The 20,583-nt window shown below is 65.1% G+C and carries 20 protein-coding genes and 1 pseudogene; 15 read left to right on the plus strand and 6 right to left on the minus strand.

The window, feature by feature from the left end; genetic code table 11:
* Window positions 1-354 precede the first annotated feature (354 nt).
* A complete protein-coding gene (locus WBB07_RS04600; RefSeq protein ID WP_526305189.1) occupies window positions 355-1,158 on the plus strand; it encodes a HugZ family pyridoxamine 5'-phosphate oxidase in 804 nt (267 codons plus the stop codon).
* Between the two features lie 47 nt (window positions 1,159-1,205).
* Here WBB07_RS04600 and WBB07_RS04605 read toward each other — a convergent pair whose 3' ends face one another.
* Together WBB07_RS04605 and WBB07_RS04610 are read right to left on the minus strand one after the other, a co-directional pair.
* Entirely contained in the window at window positions 1,206-1,571 is a 366-nt protein-coding gene (locus tag WBB07_RS04605; RefSeq protein WP_526305191.1) for an LLM class oxidoreductase, read from the minus strand.
* A 240-nt stretch (window positions 1,572-1,811) separates the two neighbouring features.
* Window positions 1,812-2,639 (minus strand): MerR family transcriptional regulator, encoded by an 828-nt coding sequence (locus WBB07_RS04610; protein ID WP_526305193.1) that lies wholly within the window; start codon window positions 2,637-2,639, stop codon window positions 1,812-1,814.
* A gap of 150 nt (window positions 2,640-2,789) precedes the next feature.
* On the opposite strand from WBB07_RS04610, the gene WBB07_RS04615 reads away from it, so the two are divergent.
* The gene (locus WBB07_RS04615; RefSeq protein ID WP_526305195.1) at window positions 2,790-3,128 is read left to right on the plus strand and encodes a nuclear transport factor 2 family protein; all 339 of its coding nucleotides are present in this window, start codon (window positions 2,790-2,792) and stop codon (window positions 3,126-3,128) included.
* Window positions 3,125-3,976 (plus strand): SDR family oxidoreductase, encoded by an 852-nt coding sequence (locus WBB07_RS04620; RefSeq protein ID WP_526305197.1) that lies wholly within the window; start codon window positions 3,125-3,127, stop codon window positions 3,974-3,976. The genes WBB07_RS04615 and WBB07_RS04620 overlap by 4 nt, the downstream gene beginning before the upstream one ends.
* A 173-nt stretch (window positions 3,977-4,149) precedes the next feature.
* Here WBB07_RS04620 and WBB07_RS04625 read toward each other — a convergent pair whose 3' ends face one another.
* A complete protein-coding gene (locus tag WBB07_RS04625; protein WP_526305198.1) occupies window positions 4,150-5,052 on the minus strand; it encodes a ketopantoate reductase family protein in 903 nt (300 codons plus the stop codon).
* Between the two features lie 84 nt (window positions 5,053-5,136).
* Between WBB07_RS04625 and WBB07_RS04630 the strand changes: the two genes are divergently transcribed.
* The 4 genes from WBB07_RS04630 to WBB07_RS04645 all read left to right on the plus strand — a co-directional run bounded on the left by WBB07_RS04630 (window position 5,137) and on the right by WBB07_RS04645 (window position 9,323).
* Complete coding sequence (locus WBB07_RS04630) at window positions 5,137-6,405, plus strand: alpha-hydroxy acid oxidase (RefSeq protein ID WP_526305200.1); 1,269 nt, start codon at window positions 5,137-5,139, stop codon at window positions 6,403-6,405.
* A gap of 302 nt (window positions 6,406-6,707) precedes the next feature.
* Window positions 6,708-8,054 carry an MFS transporter gene (locus WBB07_RS04635; protein ID WP_526305202.1) on the plus strand — a complete coding sequence of 449 codons (1,347 nt, stop codon included), beginning with the start codon at window positions 6,708-6,710 and terminating at the stop codon, window positions 8,052-8,054.
* Window positions 8,055-8,156: 102 nt separating this feature from the next.
* A complete protein-coding gene (locus tag WBB07_RS04640) occupies window positions 8,157-8,834 on the plus strand; it encodes a GntR family transcriptional regulator (RefSeq protein WP_526305204.1) in 678 nt (225 codons plus the stop codon).
* A 210-nt stretch (window positions 8,835-9,044) separates the two neighbouring features.
* Entirely contained in the window at window positions 9,045-9,323 is a 279-nt protein-coding gene (locus tag WBB07_RS04645) for a hypothetical protein (RefSeq protein WP_526305206.1), read from the plus strand.
* Here WBB07_RS04645 and WBB07_RS04650 read toward each other — a convergent pair.
* Window positions 9,320-10,228: a TIGR03564 family F420-dependent LLM class oxidoreductase gene (locus WBB07_RS04650; RefSeq protein ID WP_526305208.1), complete on the minus strand. Its 909-nt coding sequence runs from the start codon at window positions 10,226-10,228 to the stop codon at window positions 9,320-9,322. The genes WBB07_RS04645 and WBB07_RS04650 overlap by 4 nt on opposite strands.
* Window positions 10,229-10,259: 31 nt before the next feature.
* Here WBB07_RS04650 and WBB07_RS04655 point away from each other — a divergent pair, with 31 nt between their 5' ends.
* The 5 genes from WBB07_RS04655 to WBB07_RS04675 all read left to right on the plus strand — a co-directional run bounded on the left by WBB07_RS04655 (window position 10,260) and on the right by WBB07_RS04675 (window position 13,919).
* The gene (locus tag WBB07_RS04655) at window positions 10,260-10,652 is read left to right on the plus strand and encodes a TIGR03668 family PPOX class F420-dependent oxidoreductase (protein WP_526305210.1); all 393 of its coding nucleotides are present in this window, start codon (window positions 10,260-10,262) and stop codon (window positions 10,650-10,652) included.
* A gap of 5 nt (window positions 10,653-10,657) precedes the next feature.
* Window positions 10,658-11,263, plus strand: coding sequence for an FMN-binding negative transcriptional regulator (locus tag WBB07_RS04660; protein ID WP_526305212.1), 606 nt, complete (start codon window positions 10,658-10,660; stop codon window positions 11,261-11,263).
* Window positions 11,260-12,258 carry a magnesium transporter CorA family protein gene (locus tag WBB07_RS04665; RefSeq protein ID WP_526305214.1) on the plus strand — a complete coding sequence of 333 codons (999 nt, stop codon included), beginning with the start codon at window positions 11,260-11,262 and terminating at the stop codon, window positions 12,256-12,258. The genes WBB07_RS04660 and WBB07_RS04665 overlap by 4 nt, the downstream gene beginning before the upstream one ends.
* Window positions 12,259-12,278: 20 nt before the next feature.
* Complete coding sequence (locus WBB07_RS04670) at window positions 12,279-13,055, plus strand: SGNH/GDSL hydrolase family protein (RefSeq protein ID WP_526305216.1); 777 nt, start codon at window positions 12,279-12,281, stop codon at window positions 13,053-13,055.
* 129 nt (window positions 13,056-13,184) lie between these two features.
* Window positions 13,185-13,919 (plus strand): L,D-transpeptidase, encoded by a 735-nt coding sequence (locus WBB07_RS04675; protein WP_526305218.1) that lies wholly within the window; start codon window positions 13,185-13,187, stop codon window positions 13,917-13,919.
* A gap of 126 nt (window positions 13,920-14,045) precedes the next feature.
* On the opposite strand, the gene WBB07_RS04680 is transcribed toward WBB07_RS04675, so the two are convergent.
* Complete coding sequence (locus WBB07_RS04680) at window positions 14,046-14,492, minus strand: DUF5078 domain-containing protein (RefSeq protein ID WP_526305220.1); 447 nt, start codon at window positions 14,490-14,492, stop codon at window positions 14,046-14,048.
* Between the two features lie 225 nt (window positions 14,493-14,717).
* On the opposite strand from WBB07_RS04680, the pseudogene WBB07_RS04685 reads away from it, so the two are divergent.
* From WBB07_RS04685 to WBB07_RS04695, 3 genes and pseudogenes are all read left to right on the plus strand, one after another.
* A pseudogene (locus tag WBB07_RS04685) lies at window positions 14,718-15,958 on the plus strand (DUF222 domain-containing protein).
* A gap of 137 nt (window positions 15,959-16,095) precedes the next feature.
* Window positions 16,096-17,595, plus strand: coding sequence for a glucose-6-phosphate dehydrogenase (zwf, locus tag WBB07_RS04690; protein ID WP_526305222.1), 1,500 nt, complete (start codon window positions 16,096-16,098; stop codon window positions 17,593-17,595).
* A gap of 157 nt (window positions 17,596-17,752) precedes the next feature.
* Window positions 17,753-19,408 (plus strand): AMP-binding protein, encoded by a 1,656-nt coding sequence (locus WBB07_RS04695; protein ID WP_526305224.1) that lies wholly within the window; start codon window positions 17,753-17,755, stop codon window positions 19,406-19,408.
* A 95-nt stretch (window positions 19,409-19,503) separates the two neighbouring features.
* Here the strand turns inward: WBB07_RS04695 and WBB07_RS04700 are convergent, their stop codons facing one another.
* Window positions 19,504-20,580 carry an NAD(P)H-dependent amine dehydrogenase family protein gene (locus tag WBB07_RS04700; protein WP_526305226.1) on the minus strand — a complete coding sequence of 359 codons (1,077 nt, stop codon included), beginning with the start codon at window positions 20,578-20,580 and terminating at the stop codon, window positions 19,504-19,506.
* Window positions 20,581-20,583 lie beyond the last annotated feature (3 nt).

Genomic DNA, 20,583 nt, shown 5'->3' on the forward strand with positions numbered 1-20,583 from the left:
GCGACCGCTCCAGCGTCTCCAAAGTCTCACGCTCGGCCGCCGTCATCGACAGGGCCGCTGCTGGTGATGCGCTCACCCACGAAGAATACCGAACATGCAGTTAGCTATTTGCGTGACACACCACTAGGTGCACCTGCTACCCGCGTGAAGGCCGCCGACGTGACGTGTCCGGTGTTGAATGTCAGCGCCGGATCAGATCGCAATGTTGCGCAATGGATTTCACGACGCATCGCCCGTCGTTACGGGGCCCAGCATCAGATACACCCCGGGCTGCCGCACTGGATCATCGCGGAGTCCGCGGTCGAGACTGTTGCACCGCCCGTGCTGTCCTGGCTGGGGCGTACAGTCTGACGGGTGGCTAACCGCGACCACGGCGACCCCGGTGATGCGCCGTCCATTCCTCCCCCGCTGACCGAGGCCGTCAACCCCGTGCGGCCGTCGGCCGCCGAGGAAGCCCGCACCATCGCCGCCTCCACCAACACCGGGATCCTGGCTTCACTGACCGGCGACGGTGACCCGTGGGCATCGCTGGTGACCTACGGGCTGCTCGACGGCTCCCCCGTGCTGTGCGTGTCGTCGATGGCCGAGCACGGCCGCAACCTGGCCGGCGATCAGCGTGCCAGCATCGCCGTCGTCGCTCCCGCCACCGACACCGATCCGCTGGCCAACGCCCGGATCACGCTCGCCGGTGTGGTTTCACAACCGGTGGGCACCGAGCTCGAAGCCGCCCGCGCCGCCCATGTGGCCGCCGTCCCCGCGGCCAAGTACTACATCGAGTACAGCGACTTCGCGCTATGGGTGTTGCGCGTTGACCGTGTCCGCTGGGTCGGCGGTTACGGCCGGATGGATTCTGCTGTCGGCGCTGATTACGCTGCGGCCGAACCAGATCCGGTGACGCTGCACGCTGCCGGCGCGATTGCGCATCTGAATGCCGACCACGCCGATTCCCTGGCGTTGATGGCTCGAGCTCTTGGCGGCTTCCCCGATGCGACGGCGGCGCTGTGCACCGGGGCAGATCGCTACGGGTTGGATCTGAAGGTGACCACCCCGCGCGGGGTGGCCTACACCCGGGTGGGTTACCCGCAGCGGTTGGATGCCGTGGGTGAGATGCGTGCGGCATCAGTGGCTTTGGTGGAGGCGGCGCGGGCGGGCCGGTAGTCGTTCCACTCAGGCTGAATCCGCGTCTCCATGCTTTCGAGTGCGTCTCACTGATCGGGACGGTGCTCGGCCGAGGCGCGGAAGGCCTGCACCGGTGAGGCGGTGGGGTCTTCGGCAAAAATCTGGATGCCGATGTGGTTGGCTCCGGCCGTGAGATGCTCGTTGATCTGGGCGTAGATCGTTTCCGGGGAGCCGTGGGCGACCAGGGCGTCGATGAGTGTGTCGCTGCCTGATCCGTCGACATCCGCCTCGGCGAACCCGTGCCGCATCAGGTTGTTGGTGTAGTTGGCCAAGCCGAGGTAGAGATTTCGGACGGCGGAGCGGCCGATCGTTCGCGCCTCGCCATCGTCTTCGGTCAGCACTACCTTGTGCTCGGGAGCGAGGAAGGCATTGCTGCCCAGATTGTCTGACAACCCAGCTCTTCGAGTTGCGGGGCGTATTCGATACGGGGTGCGTCGCCCAGTGCGGGATTGAGCCACGCTCCGTAGGTGCCGAACTGCTCGTACACGTCAGTTGTCTCCTTCGGAGTCGCGCACCAACAGGCGCTGCGGTGATCGCGGCGGGGCCGGTGCCCTGTTCGGGGTTGATGCGGGTCGGACGGATGGTTCTGCGTCACAACCTGTTCCGGGTCACGTATTGGCCGCGGCCTGCTGTCATCCTGGCGGTGGGGTGGTACTGAAGATCGGCCAACAAATCTCTGTGGCGGTGAAGTTGTAGGGTTCCGAAGGCGTGGAGCCGAGGTAGTGTTCGCGGATCGGTCCCTGATCGCTGATCAGATGCTCGTTCACATGTATTCCCAGAGCCCCGTAACTGCGGTCGATGCCGTCGTGACCGCCGGAGTGGGTGAGCACCGCGAACTCGGCCTGAGGCAAGACCTCCGCGCGGACGCCCTCCGGAGGCTGCGCGGACTGCGGCGCGGGAACGAAGAGAGTCGCCGATCCCCGAGATTCGAGGAACAGCGCTCGGTCGTAGAGACCGCCCGGCACGAACCCGAGAGGTGCGCTTCCTGCCGTCGCGACTGCCTCCCGCAGCGTCCCCAGCGCCATCCCGAACCAGCTGTCGATCTCGGAGACCTCGATGATGGCGCCGACGGACCACACCGCGAACGCCGGCTTGAGCTGCAACTCCACGTGGGCGGGAGTGGTTACGGGAGAAAGCAGCTCGCGCAGCGCGCCAACGGCGTCACGTGTCTGCTGCAGCTGCTCCTCCATCTGTTCGAGATGGGTGGTGATGATCTCGGTGCGGGCCGCGGCGTCTTCTGTGCTCAGCAGCGCCTTGATGTCGGGAATGGACATGCCAAGCGATCGGAACCGGCGAATGATGTGGGCATGATCGACCTGGCCGGTGTCGTAGAAGCGGTAGCCGGTGTGAGAGTCGATGTGGGCTGGTTCGAGAATGCCGATGTCGTGGTAATGCCGCAGCGCCTTCCTGCTCAGGCTGGTCATCACCGCGAAGTCACCGATCGAAACCCGTGCGCCCATGGCGTCCTCCTCTGCGGTCTGTCGCCCGCCTATTGGCTAGGACCATCGTGCAGTTTCCCCCTAGGGCAAGGTCAAGATTGCGGGCGCGAGTTCAACAATTCTCCGGCCGGGGGTTGACCTTCCCCTTGGGGGAAGATCCACCGTGGGGTCATGACCACAGAATGGGACGCACTCCCGGACACCATAAAAACGTTCATGACCGCGCTCGACGCCCGAGAGGTGGACCGAGCGCTGGCCACACTCACCACCGATGCCGTGGTCACCGACGAAGGCCACGACTACAAGGGCCATGACAAGATCGGAGTCTGGCTCGCCACCTCGGTCAGTGAGTACACCTACACCACCGCATTCACCGGCGCGACCACCACCGACACGACCGTCGACGTCGGGCAGCACCTGGAGGGCAACTTCCCCGGCGGGGTCGCCGACCTGCACTACCGCTTCACCCTCGACGGCACTGTGATCAGCCGGGTGGTGATCGAGCCATGACGCGGCGTTGGTTCATCACCGGCGGCACGCCCGGCAACTTCGGGATGGCGTTCGCCGAGACCGCACTCGAGGCCGGCGACCGTGTGGCACTCACCTCCCGGCGCCCGCAGGAGCTGGACACGTGGGCGCAGCAGTACGGCGACCGCGTTCTCGTGGTGCCGCTGGAACTCACCGACGCCGCGCAGGTGCAGCGTGCGGTGCATGCCGCAGAAGAGCACTTCGGCGGCATCGACGTGCTGGTCAACAACGCCGGCCGCGGTTGGTACGGATCGATCGAAGGGATGAACGAGTCCTCGTTGCGGGCGATGTTCGAACTGAACTTCTTCGCCGTGCTGTCGGTGACGCGTGCGGTGCTGCCGGGGATGCGTGCCCGCGGCAACGGGTGGATCATCAACGTGTCCTCGGTGGCCGGGCTCGTATCAGCGCCCGGATTTGGCTACTACAGCGCGACGAAGTTCGCCATCGAAGCGATCACCGATGCCCTGCGCGACGAGGTGGCTGCGCAGGGCATCTCCGTGTTGACGGTCGAACCAGGAGCGTTCCGCACGAACGCCTACGCCGGCTTCGCCAACGAGCCGGTAGCGGAACCGATCCCGGAGTATCACGACATGCTGGAGCAGGTCCGCACCGCCTTCGTCGAGATGGACGGGACGCAACCCGGCGATCCGCACCGCGGCGCCCGTGCGGTGATCGCGGCGATGGCTCAAGATCCGCCGCCCCGCCGGCTGGTCCTGGGAAACAGCGGCTACGACGCCGTCATCGATACGCTGGAACAGACCCTAGCCGACATCCGGACCAACGAAACTCTCTCTCGCAGCGCGGATTTTCCTGCCCACTCGGCACGCTGAGCGACACACACCCAACCCGGCCCGCCGATCTCAGTGCGCAAGCTGACCGTGGTCGGGTGTGGCGCACGGCCCCACCAGGTAGGTCTCGATCATCGACCCTTCGACGGCCGGCGCGTGGTGGACCACTCAGGTGCCGACGGTTCTGAATGGGCAGTTACACACGTGCGCCCAAATCAGCGCCCAGACACTGCCGATAGCAAGGCCTCGATGGTCCGGGTGGCTGGGACCGCCAGGCCGTGGCGGTCGGCAGCCCGGACCACCGCACCCGTCAGCCCCTCCCATTCCAGTTCACGCTTGCCCCATCGATCCACCAGCATCGAGGTCTTCGCCTCGTCGGCAAGCTTGTCGAGCCAGGCAAGAGTTTCGGCCACTGTCTCGGCCGGCAGCGCGGCACCTTCGGCGCGGCCCACTTCCGCAGTTTCGTCGAGAAGCAAGCGAGTCAGCTTGTTGATCAGCGGATCTCGCAACACCTCACAGGTGCGTCCGGTCAACGCTGTCAGGGGGTTCACGCTCGCGTTCGCCAAGAGTTTGCCCCAGGCCGCGGTAGTGAAGTCCTTCTCCTGCTCCACCTCGAGATCAGTCGGTGAGAACAAGCTCGCCACCTGCTGACCGGCTGCGGTATCCGGCACCACGATGTCGCGGCCCGTCCGCCGGACGATCACCTCACCACCGGGAGCCCGGTCGAGGTTGAGGTAGATCAGCGCCGGCACCACCACCCCCGGTGTCGACCCACTCAGTCGCTCCTCGTGGTCGATCCCGTTCTGAGCGGCGATCACAATGGTCTCAGCTCTGCTGAGGCGCTTCAGCCATTCGGATACACCGGCGCTGTCCTGAAGTTTTGTCGCCACGACAATCCAGCGCACCGTTGACGCCACCTGACTGGGGTCAGTGACATGCAGGCACTCCGCGATTTGTCTTGTTCCATCGGGCCTCATCACCGCCAAGGGGCGGTCGGCGACAAAGTAGGGGTCGCAGGCCAGCACTGAGAGACCCGCGTTGGCCAGCGCTACGGCCAAGGCCGTCCCCACTGCTCCGACTCCTACTACCGCAACGTCGACCTGTGCGTTCGCGTCCATAGTTGCCCTTTCCCGACGGTCGCAATATTGTGACACCAACCACACTAATTGTGACACAATACAGCTGGCCGACGAGGAGCGACGTTGCACAGCAAGACCGAGATCCCAGATCTCTCGCGTCGGCGCAAGGTCCGGCGGCGGGTGACACGATGGTCAGATCTGGAGCCTTACCTAGGTTTTCGACGCCCTAGCGGACTGTGGCAACGTCGCCCCCTGGATCGGGCGCAGACCATCGGCGATCTACGTGAGGTCGCCCGGCGCCGACTGCCAAAGGCTGTCTTCGACTTTGTCGACGGCGGTGCCGAACAGGAAATCAGCATGCGGCGCGCGCGAGCCGCCTTCGACCGGGTCGAGTTCTCACCGCGTGTGCTCCGCGACGTCAGTTCGGTGGACACCTCAGTGACGATCCTCGGCGAGAGCTCCGCGCTGCCACTCGTCCTCGCCCCGACCGGACTGACCCGGATGCTGCACCACGAAGGCGAGATCGCGGTGGCCCGGGCGGCCGCACGCGCAGGTATTCCATACACCCTCTCGGCGATGGGCACCACGTCCCCGGAAGAGGTTCACCGGTGCGCACCGCTGGCGCGTCAGTGGTTCCAGACGTACCTCTGGAAAGACCGGGATGCGACGTCGGCCTTGGTCGAATCAGCCATGAAGGCGGACTTCGAGGCCTTGGTCCTCACCGTCGATACTCCGGTCGGTGGCGCACGCATGCGCGATGTGCGCAACGGGCTGACCCTGCCGCCATCCCTGAGTCTCCGCACGTTCGCCGGGATGGCGATCCGCCCGGGCTGGTGGATGAACATCCTGACCACCGATCCCCTGAAGTTCGCGTCCATCACCGGATTCAACGGAACCGTCGCAGAACTGATCGCGCAGATCTTCGATCCCTCCGCCGGCCCCGGCGACCTCGCATGGCTACGGTCCCAGTGGTCGCGGAAGTTGATCATCAAGGGCATCCAGAGTGCCGAGGACGCCCGGATGATGGTCGACCTCGGCGCGGATGCGGTGGTGGTATCGAATCACGGCGGACGTCAGTTGGACCGCGCGCCGACTCCACTTGAGCTCTTGCCGGAGGTTGTTGCCGCAGTTGATGGCCGCTGCGAGGTCATGGTCGACACCGGCGTCCGCAATGGAGCCGACCTGATCGCCGCACGCGGCCTCGGCGCCTCCGCGGCCATGGTCGGGCGCGCCTATTTGTACGGACTGATGGCCGGCGGCGAGGATGGCGTCGACCGTGCAATCAACATTCTGCGCACCGAGACGGTGCGCACCATGCAACTCCTCGGGAGGAACACGCTCACCGACCTAGAACCGGGCAGCGTTCGAATCCGCTCTGCCAGTGCAGAGTAACGCGGCGGTCACGAGGTGCGTCGCGTGGCAGATCTGTACCGGCGGCACTGCGCATTGCGGCCCGAACGGCCGGGCGACTGTCTCCGTCGGGCCAAGTCATCGCGCTACCGCTTCCCTCCATTGATGACAGCACGATCCAGGGGCCCGGATTCAGCGAAGCTGTTCCACCCATCACAGTTGCTTAGATTCGTTGTTTGTGTCACATTACCGATCAGATTGCATCACAATACTGAAGACAGTGTGCCGAGGGTTTCCGCACTGGGCCCTGCGCTGACTTCACGGTTTGGTTCAGGAGAATGCCCATGACAAGAACAGATCCGGCCACCGCCCCGCGGCCGACCATGAAGCGGGTGGCGCTCGCGAGCTACACCGGCACAGCGATCGAGTTTTACGACTTCTACATCTACGGCACCGCCGCCGCGTTGGTGTTTCCGAAGATCTTCTTCCCCGCGCTCGGCGAAACAGCAGGAACGGTGGCGTCATTCGCCACCTTCGGAGTCGCCTTCATCGCCCGGCCGATCGGCGGCGCGGTATTCGGACACTTCGGAGACCGCTTGGGACGCAAGCGGACTCTGGTGGCAACGCTGCTCATCATGGGCTTGGCCACTCTCGGAGTGGGCTTGCTGCCCAGCGCAGCCTCCATCGGTATAGCAGCACCCATCATCTTGGTTCTGCTCCGCCTCCTGCAGGGCTTCGCCGTCGGTGGTGAGTGGGCTGGTGCGGCACTTCTGACCGCCGAGTACGCACCCCCCAAGAGTCGCGGAGCCTACGGTATGGCGACCCAGCTCGGTCCGTCCACGGCGTTCGTGGCGAGTTCACTGACCTTCCTGATCACCAATGTCACCCTCGGCGACGACAGCGAAGCGTTCATCGAGTGGGGGTGGCGTGTGCCATTCCTCTTCAGTGCCGTCCTGGTCATCATCGGCCTCTACGTCCGGGTGTCCATCGACGAGACACCGGCATTCAAAGCCGATGTGCAGCGCGCCAGCACTCCACTACCCGCCCCGTTCTTCGACCTGATGAAGAACCAGTGGAAGCGGGTCCTGCTCGGCACGGGCGCAATGACCGGCGTATTCGCGTCGTTCTTCCTGTCGGCGACCTACATGATGTCCTACGGCACAATGCAATTGGGCCACAACCGCACCGAAGTCCTGACCGTCGGCATCATCGGCGGCGCGGCCATGGCGGTCACCACGGTGATCTCGGCGATCCTGTGCGACGCCTGGGGCAGGCGGAAGCTCATTCTCATCGGCATGGGGCTGTCCGTGGCCTGGGCGCTGGTGCTGTTCCCGCTCGTGGACACCGGCAGCGTCTTCGCGTTCGGTTTCGGCGTCAGCGTGATGTTCCTGCTACTGGGTATCGCTTATGGCCCCGTGGGTTCATTCCTCCCCGAGCTCTTCGAAACGCGTTACCGCTACACCGGCGCCGCACTCTCGTTCAACCTCGCCGGGGTCGTCGGTGGTGCCGTGCCGCCATTGGTCGCCGGAGCCTTGGTGGCGAGCTTCGGCAGTATCGCCGTGGGCGTTCTCCTCAGCGGGCTGGTGTTCCTCAGCGTCGTATCAGTTGCGCTGCTACGCGACCGGCCCCAGACTTCACTGACCGACACCCATCCCGTGGAGCCGACGGCTGTCGACGAAGCACCGCGCTGACCCCGAGCGGTCGCAATCCCGGGTGGAAGACACAGCAGCGGTCGTGACTTCCACCCGGGATCTCGCCGCATCCCCCCACGTTCATGGTGAGATGCTGAGACCATGGCTCGACTCTCTGACAACCCCTCCGCATCCGACGAGGTCGCCAAGCAACTGCGACGAGAGATCCTCAACGGGGACATGCAGCCCGGCGATCGACTGCGGGAGGAGGACCTCAGCGCCCGCTTCCAACGCAGCCGCTACACCATCCGCGCGGCGATCAAGATCCTCACCGACGCCCGATTGCTCGAACATGAACGCAACCGCGGTGCCATCGTGCCCCGGCTCACGCGCTCCCGGGTTGACGAGGTCTTCGGCTACCGATCGGCACTCGAACTCGGCAGCCTTCGGATTGCACTGCAGCACAACGCTGATTTCAGTCGGGCAGAGCGGGCCTTCGACAAGATGGCTTCGCTGCCGCCCGATGTCGAGTGGCAGGAGCTCACCGAAGCCCATGGCCGCATCCATGCGGAGATCGTGGCAGCCTCGGCCAATTCGCGGTTGATCTCGGCCCACGCCGGCTGCCTGGACGAGCTGCGCTTGCTGATCGTAGTTCTGCGCCCCAATTTTGCGCTCGACCGCTTCGTCGAACTGCACCGGACCATGCTCGACGGTTTGCAGGTCGGCGGCGACACCGCGTTCGAGGCCCTCAGAATCGACTTGGAGGGCGATGGTTACCGCGCCATCTTGGCGGCTCTACATCAGCAGAAGGTCGATGCACGAGACGGGTGGCGCGACTGATCAGCCACGCCGCCCGCTGACCAGCAGCCTGGGCGCGGCTCAGGCTGCCAGACCTCGGCCGGAACCGCTTACTGCCGCACACGAATGACCTTCAGTGAAGCCACTATTGCCTCGGTGCCGATCAACGGATCAATCCCCCAGTTCCTGGCGTCGCGATGGACGTAAAATCGACATCTAACCCAAGTCGGGGAAGTTCGAGGGAGGCCTGCCATGGCGGGCACAATTCACCGGTTGGAGATCATCGCGGCGTCGTCGTTGGCGCCGCTGGCATTCGTGACGCTGGTGGCACCGAGCCAATCCAATGCCGCTGAGTGCGGCTGGGGCACGGTGTTGGATCCAGCCACCAACACCTGTGTGGCGGCGCCACTTCCGCCGCCTCCGCCACCGCCTCCACCGGTGTGGAACGGTGACCTCACTCCAGGCTTCGGCGTTGGGGTATGCATACCGATTCCGGTGCCGTTTGCACCGTCGGTGTGCGGTGGAATCTAGCCGGCCCAGCTCCGCAGCAACGCCCGGGTCCGAGCGCGCCCCTCCGGGGACGGGTCGAACGTCGCACCGACGAATTCATCCACCCCAGCAGCACGCAACGTCTCCAACCGTTCGGACACCTGGGCCTCGGACCCGATCAGCGCCGCGTCCTCGGGCCCGGCGAAGCCCTCGCGGTCCAGCATCGCCCGATACGACGGCAGCTGCCCGTACATCGAAAACTGCTGAGCCGCCAGAGCCCGAGCCCCCGCAACATCATCCGTGACACTCACAGGCAAGGCTGCCACCACTCGCGCAGTCCGCCCGACTTCCTCTGCCGCAGCACGAATCACCGGACCGATGTGCTCCCCCAACGTCGCGGGTCCCGTCATCCAGGTCACCGTGCCGGCAGTTCGCTTACCGGCCAGCTTCAGCATCTGCGGCCCCAGGGCCGCAATGTAGACATCCGGCGCCGGAGCATTCGGCACCATGACAGATCCACGGGTGGTCACCAGCTCACCCGTCGCATCGGCGGGCTGACCGGACAGAAGCGGCAGCAACCCGTCCAGATATTCATTCATCCGCCGAATCGGCTTACCCCACGAAATCCCCCACATGCCTTCGGTCACGGCGGCATGGGTCATGCCGATGCCGAGCGTGAAACGGCCTCCGGCAATCGCATTCAATGTCAGAACGCGTTGAGCCATCAGCATGGGATGTTGGTTCTGGATGGGCAGCACGCCGGTGCCCACCTCGATATCGGGCACCTCCCGCATCCCCACCGCCAAAGCGGTCAGCAGGTCCCGTTCGTAGGGCATTTGGGTGCTCCACACCCGAGCGAAGCCTTCCTCACGCAGCATCGCGAGCTGAGCGACGTAGGCGTCGATGGAGAACGGGTCACCGGTGTACTCGAGAACGCTGATCTGCATCTCTCCATGATGACTCACCTAGGCTGACACCATGGCGAAGCTGCCGGAAGAGTTCACCGAAGCCAAGGTCGCCCACCTGGCGACGGTCGGCCGGGACGGCACACCTCACCTGGTGCCGGTGGTGTTCGCGGTACTCCAGGACACCATCGTTACGGCCGTCGATGGCAAGCCCAAGTCCACCACCCGGCTCAAGCGCCTGGCCAACATCACAGCCAACCCGAAGGTCAGCCTGCTGGTCGACCATTATGACGACGACTGGACCCAGCTGTGGTGGATCCGCGTCGATGGCCAAGCCACCATCACCGACAACTCCGAAGCACTCCACGAGCTTCGAACCAAATACGATCAATATCAACAGGTCCCACTCGACGGCCCCGTCATCGAGATCTCCGTGGAACGCATCGCCACCTGGGGACTAGCCTGACGGGCATGTACGTTCCGCCGGCAAACCGCCTCGACGACGATCAGGAGATCCGCGCGCTGGTCGCCGCGGTGGGCACCGCCGACTTCGTGACCGTAGCCAACGGCGTGCCGGTCTCGACGCTGCTACCGATTCTGTGGGACAACGGCACCGTGATCGCTCACATCGCCAACGCCAACCCGCAGTGGCGCAGCATCACCGACGGTGACCCCGCCCTGCTGATCTGCACCGGGACCCAGGCCTACATCAGCCCGTCCTGGTACGCCGCCAAGGCCGAGCACGGCCGCGTCGTCCCCACCTGGAATTACAGCGCGGTGCACCTCACCGGAACCGTGACTCTGCACGAAGACCCACAGTGGCTCCGTGAGGCCGTCGACCGGCTCACGAAAGCTCACGAAGCCGGCCGGGAACAACCGTGGCAGACCACCGACGCACCCGAGCCGTTCATCGACGGCCAACTCAAGGGCATCGTCGGCATCGAGGTCACCGTCCACACCGTCGAGGCCAAAGCCAAACTGAGCCAGAATCGCTCGGAAGCCGACCAACAGGGTGTCATCAACGGACTGCGCGAAGACGGGGCAACAGACATGGCAGAAGCGATGGATGCGCGGTGACCCCGCCGGGATGTGAGCTGCAGGGCCGGGTTTGGCGGTCCGGAAAACTGCAGGAAGACTTCGACTTCGACCGTATCTCCGACTATCTCACCGAACCGGACACCCTGGTGTGGGTCGACATGTACGACCCCGACCACGACGCCCTGCAGGCGCTGGCTCAGGAATTGAGCCTCAATATCTGGGCGGTCGAAGATGCCGTCGCCCCCTCGGAACGCGTCAAGGCCACCGTCTACCCCAGCCACACCTTCTTCACGGTGTACGCCGTCGACATTGCCACACCCACCGACGAGCCAGAAGGCTTGCTGACCAAACACCGCATCTCGGCGTTTGTCCTGAAACAAGCCTTGGTGACGGTGCGTCTGACGCCGCGCTGGGACATCGACGAGGTGCTGCACCGTTGGGATGACCTCGGCGGCCAGCAGTACGGTGTCGGCGCGCTGGTGCACGGGCTGCTGGACGTCGTGGTGGACGGGCACTTCGACGCGGTACAGGTACTCGATGACGGCATCGAAAGCCTCGAAGACGCCCTGTTCGACCCGCCGAAACGCGACGCCAACATCCAGCGCCGCAGCTTCGCCCTGCGCAAAGACCTGGTGAACCTGCGCCGGGTGGTATTACCGATGCGCGAGGTGGTCAACACCATCCAGCACCACCGCGCCGAGAACCACCGCGCACCCGAACTGGACCCGCTGTACACCGATCTGTACGACCACGTCCTGCGTGCCTCGGAATGGACCGAATCACTGCGCGACATGATCACCACGGTGTTCGAGACCAACCTCTCCCTCCAGGATGCGCGCCTGAACACGGTGATGAAGAAGCTCACCGGCTGGGCGGCCATCATCGCGGTGCCGACGGCCATCACCGGCTTCTACGGGCAGAACGTTCTCTACCCCGGATTCAACAGCGCGGCAGGGTTTGTCGTCAGCTCGGCACTGATCGTTCTCCTAGTTGTCGTTTTGTATGTGATGTTCCGTCGCCGAGACTGGCTCTGAGGTTCGCTAAGGTGCCCGGCATGGCGTACACCCGCTATGTAGCGCTCGGCGACAGTCAGACCGAAGGGCTCTGGGACGGTGACGACAACACCGGCCTGCGGGGGTTCCCCGACCGGTTGGCGGCCCGGCTGAACGTTCTCTATCCCGGCCTGCAGTACGCGAACCTGGCGGTGCGCGGCCGCACCACCCGCGACGTCCTGGACAACCAATTACCCGCCGGGTTGGCCATGCGCCCCGACCTGGTGACGGTCTGCGTGGGCATGAACGACATGGTGCGCCCGGGCCGCTGGTTCGACACCGCACTGGTAGAGCTGGAGACGGTGTACACGCGGCTGGCCGAGACCGGCGCCACGGTGGTGACGACGACGTTTCCCGACGTGGCCAAGATCCTGCCGGTGGGTCGGGTGCTGTCGGCACGGCTGCAGCAGATCAACGCCGTGATCACCAATTCGGCCGCACAGCACGGCTTTGGGCTCGTCGATCTGTTCACCGCGCCATCGATGATGGATTCCGAAGTGTGGAGTATCGACCGCATGCACGCCTCGCCGTACGGCCACCAGCTGTTCGCCGACGCGGCCGCCGAAGCGCTGGAACTGCCTGACAGCAATCATGATTGGGCGATAGCCCGTGGCGCAGGACAGCAATCGGGAACCACCGAACGCATGCGTGCGCAGGCGCAGTGGACCCGCAACATGCTGGCGCCATGGATTTGGCGCACGCTGCGCAGCCGCCCACCCGGCCACGGCAAATCCGCCAAGCGTCCCGAGCTGCGAGGGCTGGACGAAATCCGGCGGTGATCTGATGCCGGCCAACGCATCCACAGCGCGCTTGCACGATTCTGCGTTGTAACAACAATCCCCAGTTCAGCGACGAGTTGGTAGCGAACCACTACCATCGGTGGTCCACCTCAGCGAAGGGATGGTCACGTGCGTACAACGCTTCGGTTCGCCCTCGTCGTCGCCGTCAGCGGCCTCGTCACCGCCACCAGTGCCTCCGCCACCGCGGCAGTACCCAGCCCGACGGTCACCCAGGTGGTACCCGCGGCAGCCGACGTCGTGGGCATTGCGCACCCGGTGGACATCACCGTCGCCGGCCCGGTGAACCGCCGCGCGATTGAAGACTCCATTCGGGTGCTCGATCCGAAAGGCATTACGGGTCAATTCGATTGGTTGGACTCCGACACAGTGCGTTTCACCCCGGACGAATACTGGCCCGCGCACTCCACCATTCGGCTTTCAGTCGGGAACACTCCCCTGAGTTTCAACACCGGGGCTGCTGTACTCGGTGTCGCCGATATCTCGGCGCATACGTTCACCGTCAGCATCGACGGCGTGGTGGCCCGCGAGATGCCGGCCTCGCTGGGCAAACCGAAATACCCGACACCGGTGGGATCGTTCACCGCACTGGCCAAGGAACGGGACGTGGTGATGGATTCACGCACCATCGGCATTCCGCTGGACTCGCCCGAGGGCTACAAGCTCGACGTCGACTACGCCGTGCGCGTCACTTGGGGCGGGGTGTACGTGCATTCAGCGCCGTGGTCGGTGGGCTCCCAGGGGTACGCCAACGTCAGTCACGGCTGCATCAACCTGAGCCCGGACAACGCGGCCTGGTACTTCAACACGGTGAGCGTGGGCGACCCGATCATCGTCAACGCCTAGCAGTACCGGCGCACCAAATGCCGCGAGGCTCAGCTCGGGCGTATTCGCCCAAGCTGAGCCTCACTCGGCTTCGTGAACAGAGCCCGCATCCGTTCCGTGGAGTCCGGCGCTCTGAATGGAGAATGTCTAGGCGGCCGGCGCAGTGCCGGGCACCCAGACCGAGGGATCCTGCGGCGGCAAGCTGGAGCACTGCGCCGCAACTGCCTCTGCTACCGAGTCCTGTGTGCTGAACAACGCGGCATATTCGGGGAAGAAGGAGGCGAGTTCGTTGACCTCGGCCTGCCGGTCAGCGGCGTCCTTCTGCAGGAACAAGTTCATGTGGTAGATCGCATGCTGCTGAACCCACGGTGTCTCTTCGCTGTACTTCCACACGATCGCGTCGTATACCGGCTGATCTGCAATCTTGGTCGCTGCCATCAGCTGATCCAGTGTGCAATGCGTGTCCAACAGCGCCTGGGGCACTACATTCGAATCCTCTGCCAGCGCCACCCCGGCACTCGACGAGAGCACCACAGCAGCACCCACCGCTGCGATTCCGATGAAACGCCCGGTCTGTTTTGCAATCTTCGCCATGGTCCTGGACCTTAACAGCTGCCAGTAAAGCAAGCTCGGCGTATCGCTGGAGCGCATCCGGGTAACTATGCGCTGAGGACGACGGCAGCGCGATAGACGATGGCGAGTTTGTCGTAGCGGGTGGCCGGTCCGCGCCACTCGCCCTGGCCTCGAAGTCCGGCCTCGCTTCGGTGACCCAATCCTGTCGGACCCTTCTGCTTTGATGGGGTATTCCTTTGATGGGGTATGTCTTCCACCGCAACACCTTTGACCGCTGCCGGGATGACTCCCGGTAAGCGGCTCGAGGTGTTGTTCGACGAACTGGCCGAGTTGACCGGACATCGCAATGCGATTGACGGCCGCATCGTGGAAATCGTCGCCGAGATCGACCGTGACGAGTTGTGGGGTGCCACCGGGGCGCGGTCGGTGACGGCGTTGGTGGCATGGAAGGTCGGAGTGTCTCCGACCACTGCGGCGACGATCACCGCTGTGGCGAGTCGGGCCGGGGAATTCCCGCGGTGTGTGGCCGCGCTGCGCGACGGGCGGGTATCGCTGGACCAGGTCGCGGTGATCGCCAAGCGGGCCGCCGACGGATCGGACGCGCACTACGCCCAACTGATCGAACACGCGACCGTCACTCAGATCCATACCGCCGTCGCCCTGGAACCACGCCCCGAACCCGAACCCGAACCCGAAGCTGCGCCAGACCCTGAAGCCGAACCCGAATCTGAATCCGAACCCGCGCCGGAGCCCGAACCGCCGGAACCCGAACCGACGCGGTCACTGACCAAAACCCCCGATGAGCAGGGCTGCACCTGGCACATCACCCTCCCGCACGACGAGGCAGCAGTCTTCGATGCCGCCCTGGCCTCGCATCAGGATGCACTGGTCGCGGCGTGGAAACGCGACCACGCCGACAGGCCATCGGAGACCACCCCGCCCTTTCCGAATCCGGTGAACGGGTTCATGAGCCTGATACAGGCCGGCTGGGACACCGACGTCTCCGCCCGACCCCACGGGCAACGCACCACCATCGTCGTCCACGTCGACATCGAGGCCAAGGTCGGGTCGCTGCATCTGGGTCCGCTGCTCAGCACCGCCGAACGCCAGTACCTGAGCTGTGATGCCACCTGCGAAGTGTGGTTCGAACAAGCCGGCCAACCCATCGGAGCAGGGCGGGAAACCCGCACCATCAGCCGCCGACTCCGCCGCGCCCTCGAACACCGAGACCGCTGCTGTGCGGTACCCGGCTGCGGTGCCACCCGCGGCCTCATCAGCCTCACCGGACCCGCCGAACACCTGCTCGTCACCGACGCGTCGGGCCGCAAGCTTGAATCCAGGTCCTTGACCCGACCCCCGACCACACCCCACCCAACGTTCCACCATGCCCCGGCCCCACCGGCGAACACGCCAACTGGTGGTGGTACCGACCATTCCAACCGAGGCCATCGACCGACGACAACCTACCCGAGGCACGCCCGGCATAGCCGACCTCGGGTCCGGGGTCACAGGATCGCACTTCGGGCGGCAAATCGCTGCGCCACCGACGAACTCACCGGTGAGATCACCAAGAGTTCACCGAGTGGACCTGCGCTGCTACCCAGACGATGGGATCATCCGTCAGATGGCCACTGAGAACCCACAGACCATCGCCTACCCCGCCCCCGGTGCGCGCTCCCGGCGCCGCGGCGAAGATGCGCTCGCTCCCCACGTGATCGTGCTGTTCGGTGCCACTGGCGATCTCGCCAAGCGGAAACTGCTGCCCGGCATGGCATACCTGGTGAAATCCGCTCTGGCCCCCAAGATCCGGGTGGTCGGCACATCTCTGGAGGATTTCACCGACGAGGAGTTCCGGGCATTGGCCCGGGAGGCCATCGAAGACTTCGGCAGCCACCAACTCACCGAAGACGAGTGGGCGACCTTCGCCTCACAGGTCAGCTACGTGCCGCAGGGCGCCGGGCCGGAGGCACTGGCGGCCGCAGTCGCCTCGGCCGAGTCTGAACTCGGCCCCGACGTGCAGCGCCTGCACTACCTGTCGGTGCCGCCGAAGGCCGCGCGGGCGGTCATCACCATGCTGCGCGACGCCAACCTCGTGGAACGTTCCCGGGTGGTGATGGAGAAACCGTTCGGCACCGATCTGGAAAGTGCGGTGGAGCTCAACGACTTTGTGCACCAAACGTTTCGGGAACGGCAGATCTTCCGTATCGATCACTTCCTGGGCAAGGAGGCGGCCCAGAACATCCTGGCGTTCCGGTTCGCCAACGGGCTGTTCGAGCCGATCTGGAACCGCAACTTCATCGATCACATCCAGATCGACATCCCCGAGACGCTCGGGCTGGATCAGCGCGCCAACTTCTACGAGAGCACCGGAGCCTACAAAGACATGGTGGTCACTCACCTGTTCCAGGTGATGGCGTTTGTGGTGATGGAACCACCGACCGCGCTGGAACCGCGGGCGATCAGCGAAGAGAAGAACAAGGTGTTCCGGTCGATGCTGCCGATCGACACCGCTCACGTAGTACGCGGACAGTACGCGGGCTACCGCGAAGAGCCTGGTGTCGCAAGGGATTCCGATACCGAGACGTTCATCGCACTCAAAGTCGCGATCGACAACTGGCGCTGGGCCGGCGTTCCGATCTATCTGCGGACCGGTAAGCGGATGGCCGAGGGGCAGCGCATCATCTCCATCGCCTTCAAAGAAGCGCCGCGCACCATGTTCCCGGCCGGATCCGGCGTGGGCTCGCAGGGACCCGACCACCTGACCTTCGATCTCGCCGACTCGTCGAAGGTGTCGTTGTCGTTCTACGGCAAGCGCCCCGGGCCGGGGATGAAACTCGAGAAGCTGTCCATGCAGTTCTCCACCAGGGAGACCGAATACTCCGACGACGTGCTCGAGGCCTACGAGCGGCTGATCCTGGATGCGATGCGCGGGGACCACACCTTGTTCACCACCGCCGAGGGCATCGAATCGCTGTGGGAGCGCTCGGAGCAACTGCTCGACGATCCGCCCCCAGTCAAGACCTATCCGCAGGGCACGTGGGGGCCGAACTCGATCCACCAGCTGATCGCCCCGAACAGCTGGCGGCTGCCGTTCGAACGCATCTGGCGGGAACGCAAAGACTGACCGCGTCGACCGGGCAGCACGGCGGCTGCCCGGTCGAACACATCTGGCGGAAAAGAAAGACCTGACCGCCCGGCAATGTGAACCTCGACACCCATTGACTAGAACGTGTTCTAAATTGGAAGGTGACCTGCCCCGACCACCGCCGCCCGGGAGTGCCATGAGCAGCGCCAGCTTCGATCTGTCAACCGTCTTCGCCACCGTCGCCGGCGCGATCCCCGATCACACGGCCGTGCTGTGGCGGGACCGCCGACTGACGTATGCGCAGCTGGACTCCCGCGTCGACGGAGTGGCCCACTACCTGAATTCGGTTGGGCTGGGCTGCCGTACCCACCGCGACGAACTGCAGGGCCACGAATCCGGGCAGGACCATGTGGGCCTGTATCTGCGCAACGGCAACGAATACCTCGAGTCGATGATCGCTGCATATCGGGCGCGAGTGGCCCCGTTCAATGTGAGCTACCGCTACGTCGAGGAGGAACTGCACTACCTGCTCAACGACTCCTCGGCCACCGCGTTGATCTATCACGCCGAGTTCGCGCCACGGGTCGCTGAGATCCGCGACCGGCTGCCCAACCTGCAGGTCCTGATCCAGGTGGCCGATCACTCGGGTAACCCGCTGCTACCCGGCGCGGTGGACTACGAGTCGATCATCGCGACCCCCGCGCCGGTCGAGGGTCTGCCGACACCGGACGGTGACGACCTCTACATCCTCTACACCGGCGGCACCACCGGGATGCCGAAGGGGGTGCTGTGGCGTCAGCACGACATCTTCATCTCCGCGATGGGTGGGCGGCCGTTCGGCAGTACCGCCGCCATGACGTCGTACGACGAGATCGCTGAGCGCGCCAAGGCGGCCGCCGGCGCGATGTCGATCCTGATGCTCCCGCCGTTCATGCACGGCGCCGCCCAATGGGCGGCGTACAACATCATCACCATGGGCGGCTGGATTGCCATCCCCGACGACGTCGAAAAGTTGCGTGCCGCCGACGTTTTGCGGTTGGTTGAGCGGGAGAAGGTGCTCAGCATCCCGGTGGTCGGTGACGCGATGGCCCGGCCGCTGATCGACGAGATAGAGACCGGCGACTACGACCTGTCGAGCCTGCTGTCGATCACCAACGGCGGCGCACCGATGTCACCGACGGTGCGCGAGCGCATCCGGGCCGCGCTTCCGAATTTGCTGCTGATCGACGCCGTCGGGTCCTCCGAGGCTGGGCAGCAGATGAACACGGTCGCCGGGGACGAAACGGGTACCTCACCGGTCTTCAACCCGCAGCCCGACACCGCCGTCGTCGCCGCCGACTTCAGCCGCGTCCTGTCCCCCGGCGAGGGTGAGGGTTGGCTGGCACGCCGGGATCTGATCCCGCTGGGATACCTCGGCGACGCCGCCAAGACGGCACGGACGTTCCCGACGATCGACGGGGTGCGCTGGTCGGTTCCTGGCGACAAAGCCCGCGCCCTCGATGACGGCCGGATCGAACTGCTGGGCCGCGATTCGGTGACCATCAACTCCGGCGGCGAGAAGATCTTCGCCGAGGAGGTGGAGCGGGCGGTGGCCGCACACCCGCACGTCTACGACGTGGTCGTCGCCGGCCGCGCCTCGGAACGCTGGGGCAGTGAGGTTGTCGCCGTCGTCCAACTGGTCGAGGGCACCGAGGTCACCGACGACGAGCTGATCGAGGTTTGCGGGCGCATGATCGCGCGTTACAAGATCCCGAAAGAGTTCATCCGCACTCCGAAGGTGATGCGCTCCCCCGCGGGAAAGGCCGACTACCGGTGGGCCAAAGCGATTGCGGAGGACGCCGCCGCCCTCTGACAAAGCTGCCCTTTGACAAAGCCGCACTCTGACACTGCCGCACGACACCACCGGTGGTCGTCCGGAATCGACAGGCGGACACCGCCGCAATGTCATCAGGACCGGCGGTAGACACCCTTCCCGGTGACCAGCGGCATGTCCAGCGCGGTCCGGATACCGGCCGGCGCGGCCACCACGTCGGGGATGGCGTTCACGATCCGCCCGGCCGCGATCTGGATCGCCGCATAGTTGTGGTCACCGCGGCTGCTGCTCGGGCAGATGTCGACGGCGTACGACGGTTCACCGGTGATCTCGACACGGTAGGAGCCGCCGGCCTGCGCCGGCTGCGCCCAATCCGGTCGCAGATCACCACGCACCCGGGTGACGTGTTCGACCACCACCACAGCTCTGCCGTCGACCATGCCGTTGATCTCGAAGCGCATGGCCGCCACGGTGCCCTTGGCGATGACACCGCTGGCCACCTCGATGTCCTCTGGCGCCGGCTCCAGCTCGTAGTTCTCGGTGATCTCGTCGATCTCGACGCCCAGCCCGGCACCCAGCATCCGGATGGCGGTTCCCCAAGCGGCACCGAGGACACCCGGTAGCAACAGCAGGCCCGGCTGGTCGATCGGATTTCCGAAGCCCATGACCGCCGACATCACCTCGGTGCCGTCGTAGGACGCGTAGTCGGCGATCTCCATGGTGCGGATCTGTTCGATCCGCTGGCAGGTACCGGCGAGGGCAAACGGCATCAGGTCGGTCGCAAATCCCGGGTCGACACCGGTGATGAAGACCGTCGCATTCCCTTGCTGTGCAGCGGATTCCACGCGCTCGATCACCTTGCCGGGCACCACACCCCAGGGGAACTGCAGGCCGCCGGGAGCAGACCCGACCACATTGACCCCTGCGGCCAGCGCCGCCACGACATCCCGGGTCGCCTCGACCGGCCGGGTGTCGCCCATCGCGGTGTACACCAAACAGTCCGGCCCGGTGGCCAGTGCCTCGTCGAGTCCCGCGGTGGCAGCGATACCGGTGACCACGTCGAGGCCGGCCAACTCGCCCGCGTCGACACCCACCTTCTCCGCCGCAGAGACCCCTACTGCGGTGAGTTCGAAGCGATCGTCCTCGATCAGCTGGGTCAAAGCGATCCGGCCACAGTTTCCGGTGCCCACGAGTGCGACGCGAATAGCCATTCA

Source organism: Mycobacterium sp. (genome assembly GCF_049647605.1).
In the GTDB taxonomy this organism is placed as follows: Bacteria; Actinomycetota; Actinomycetes; order Mycobacteriales; family Mycobacteriaceae; genus Mycobacterium.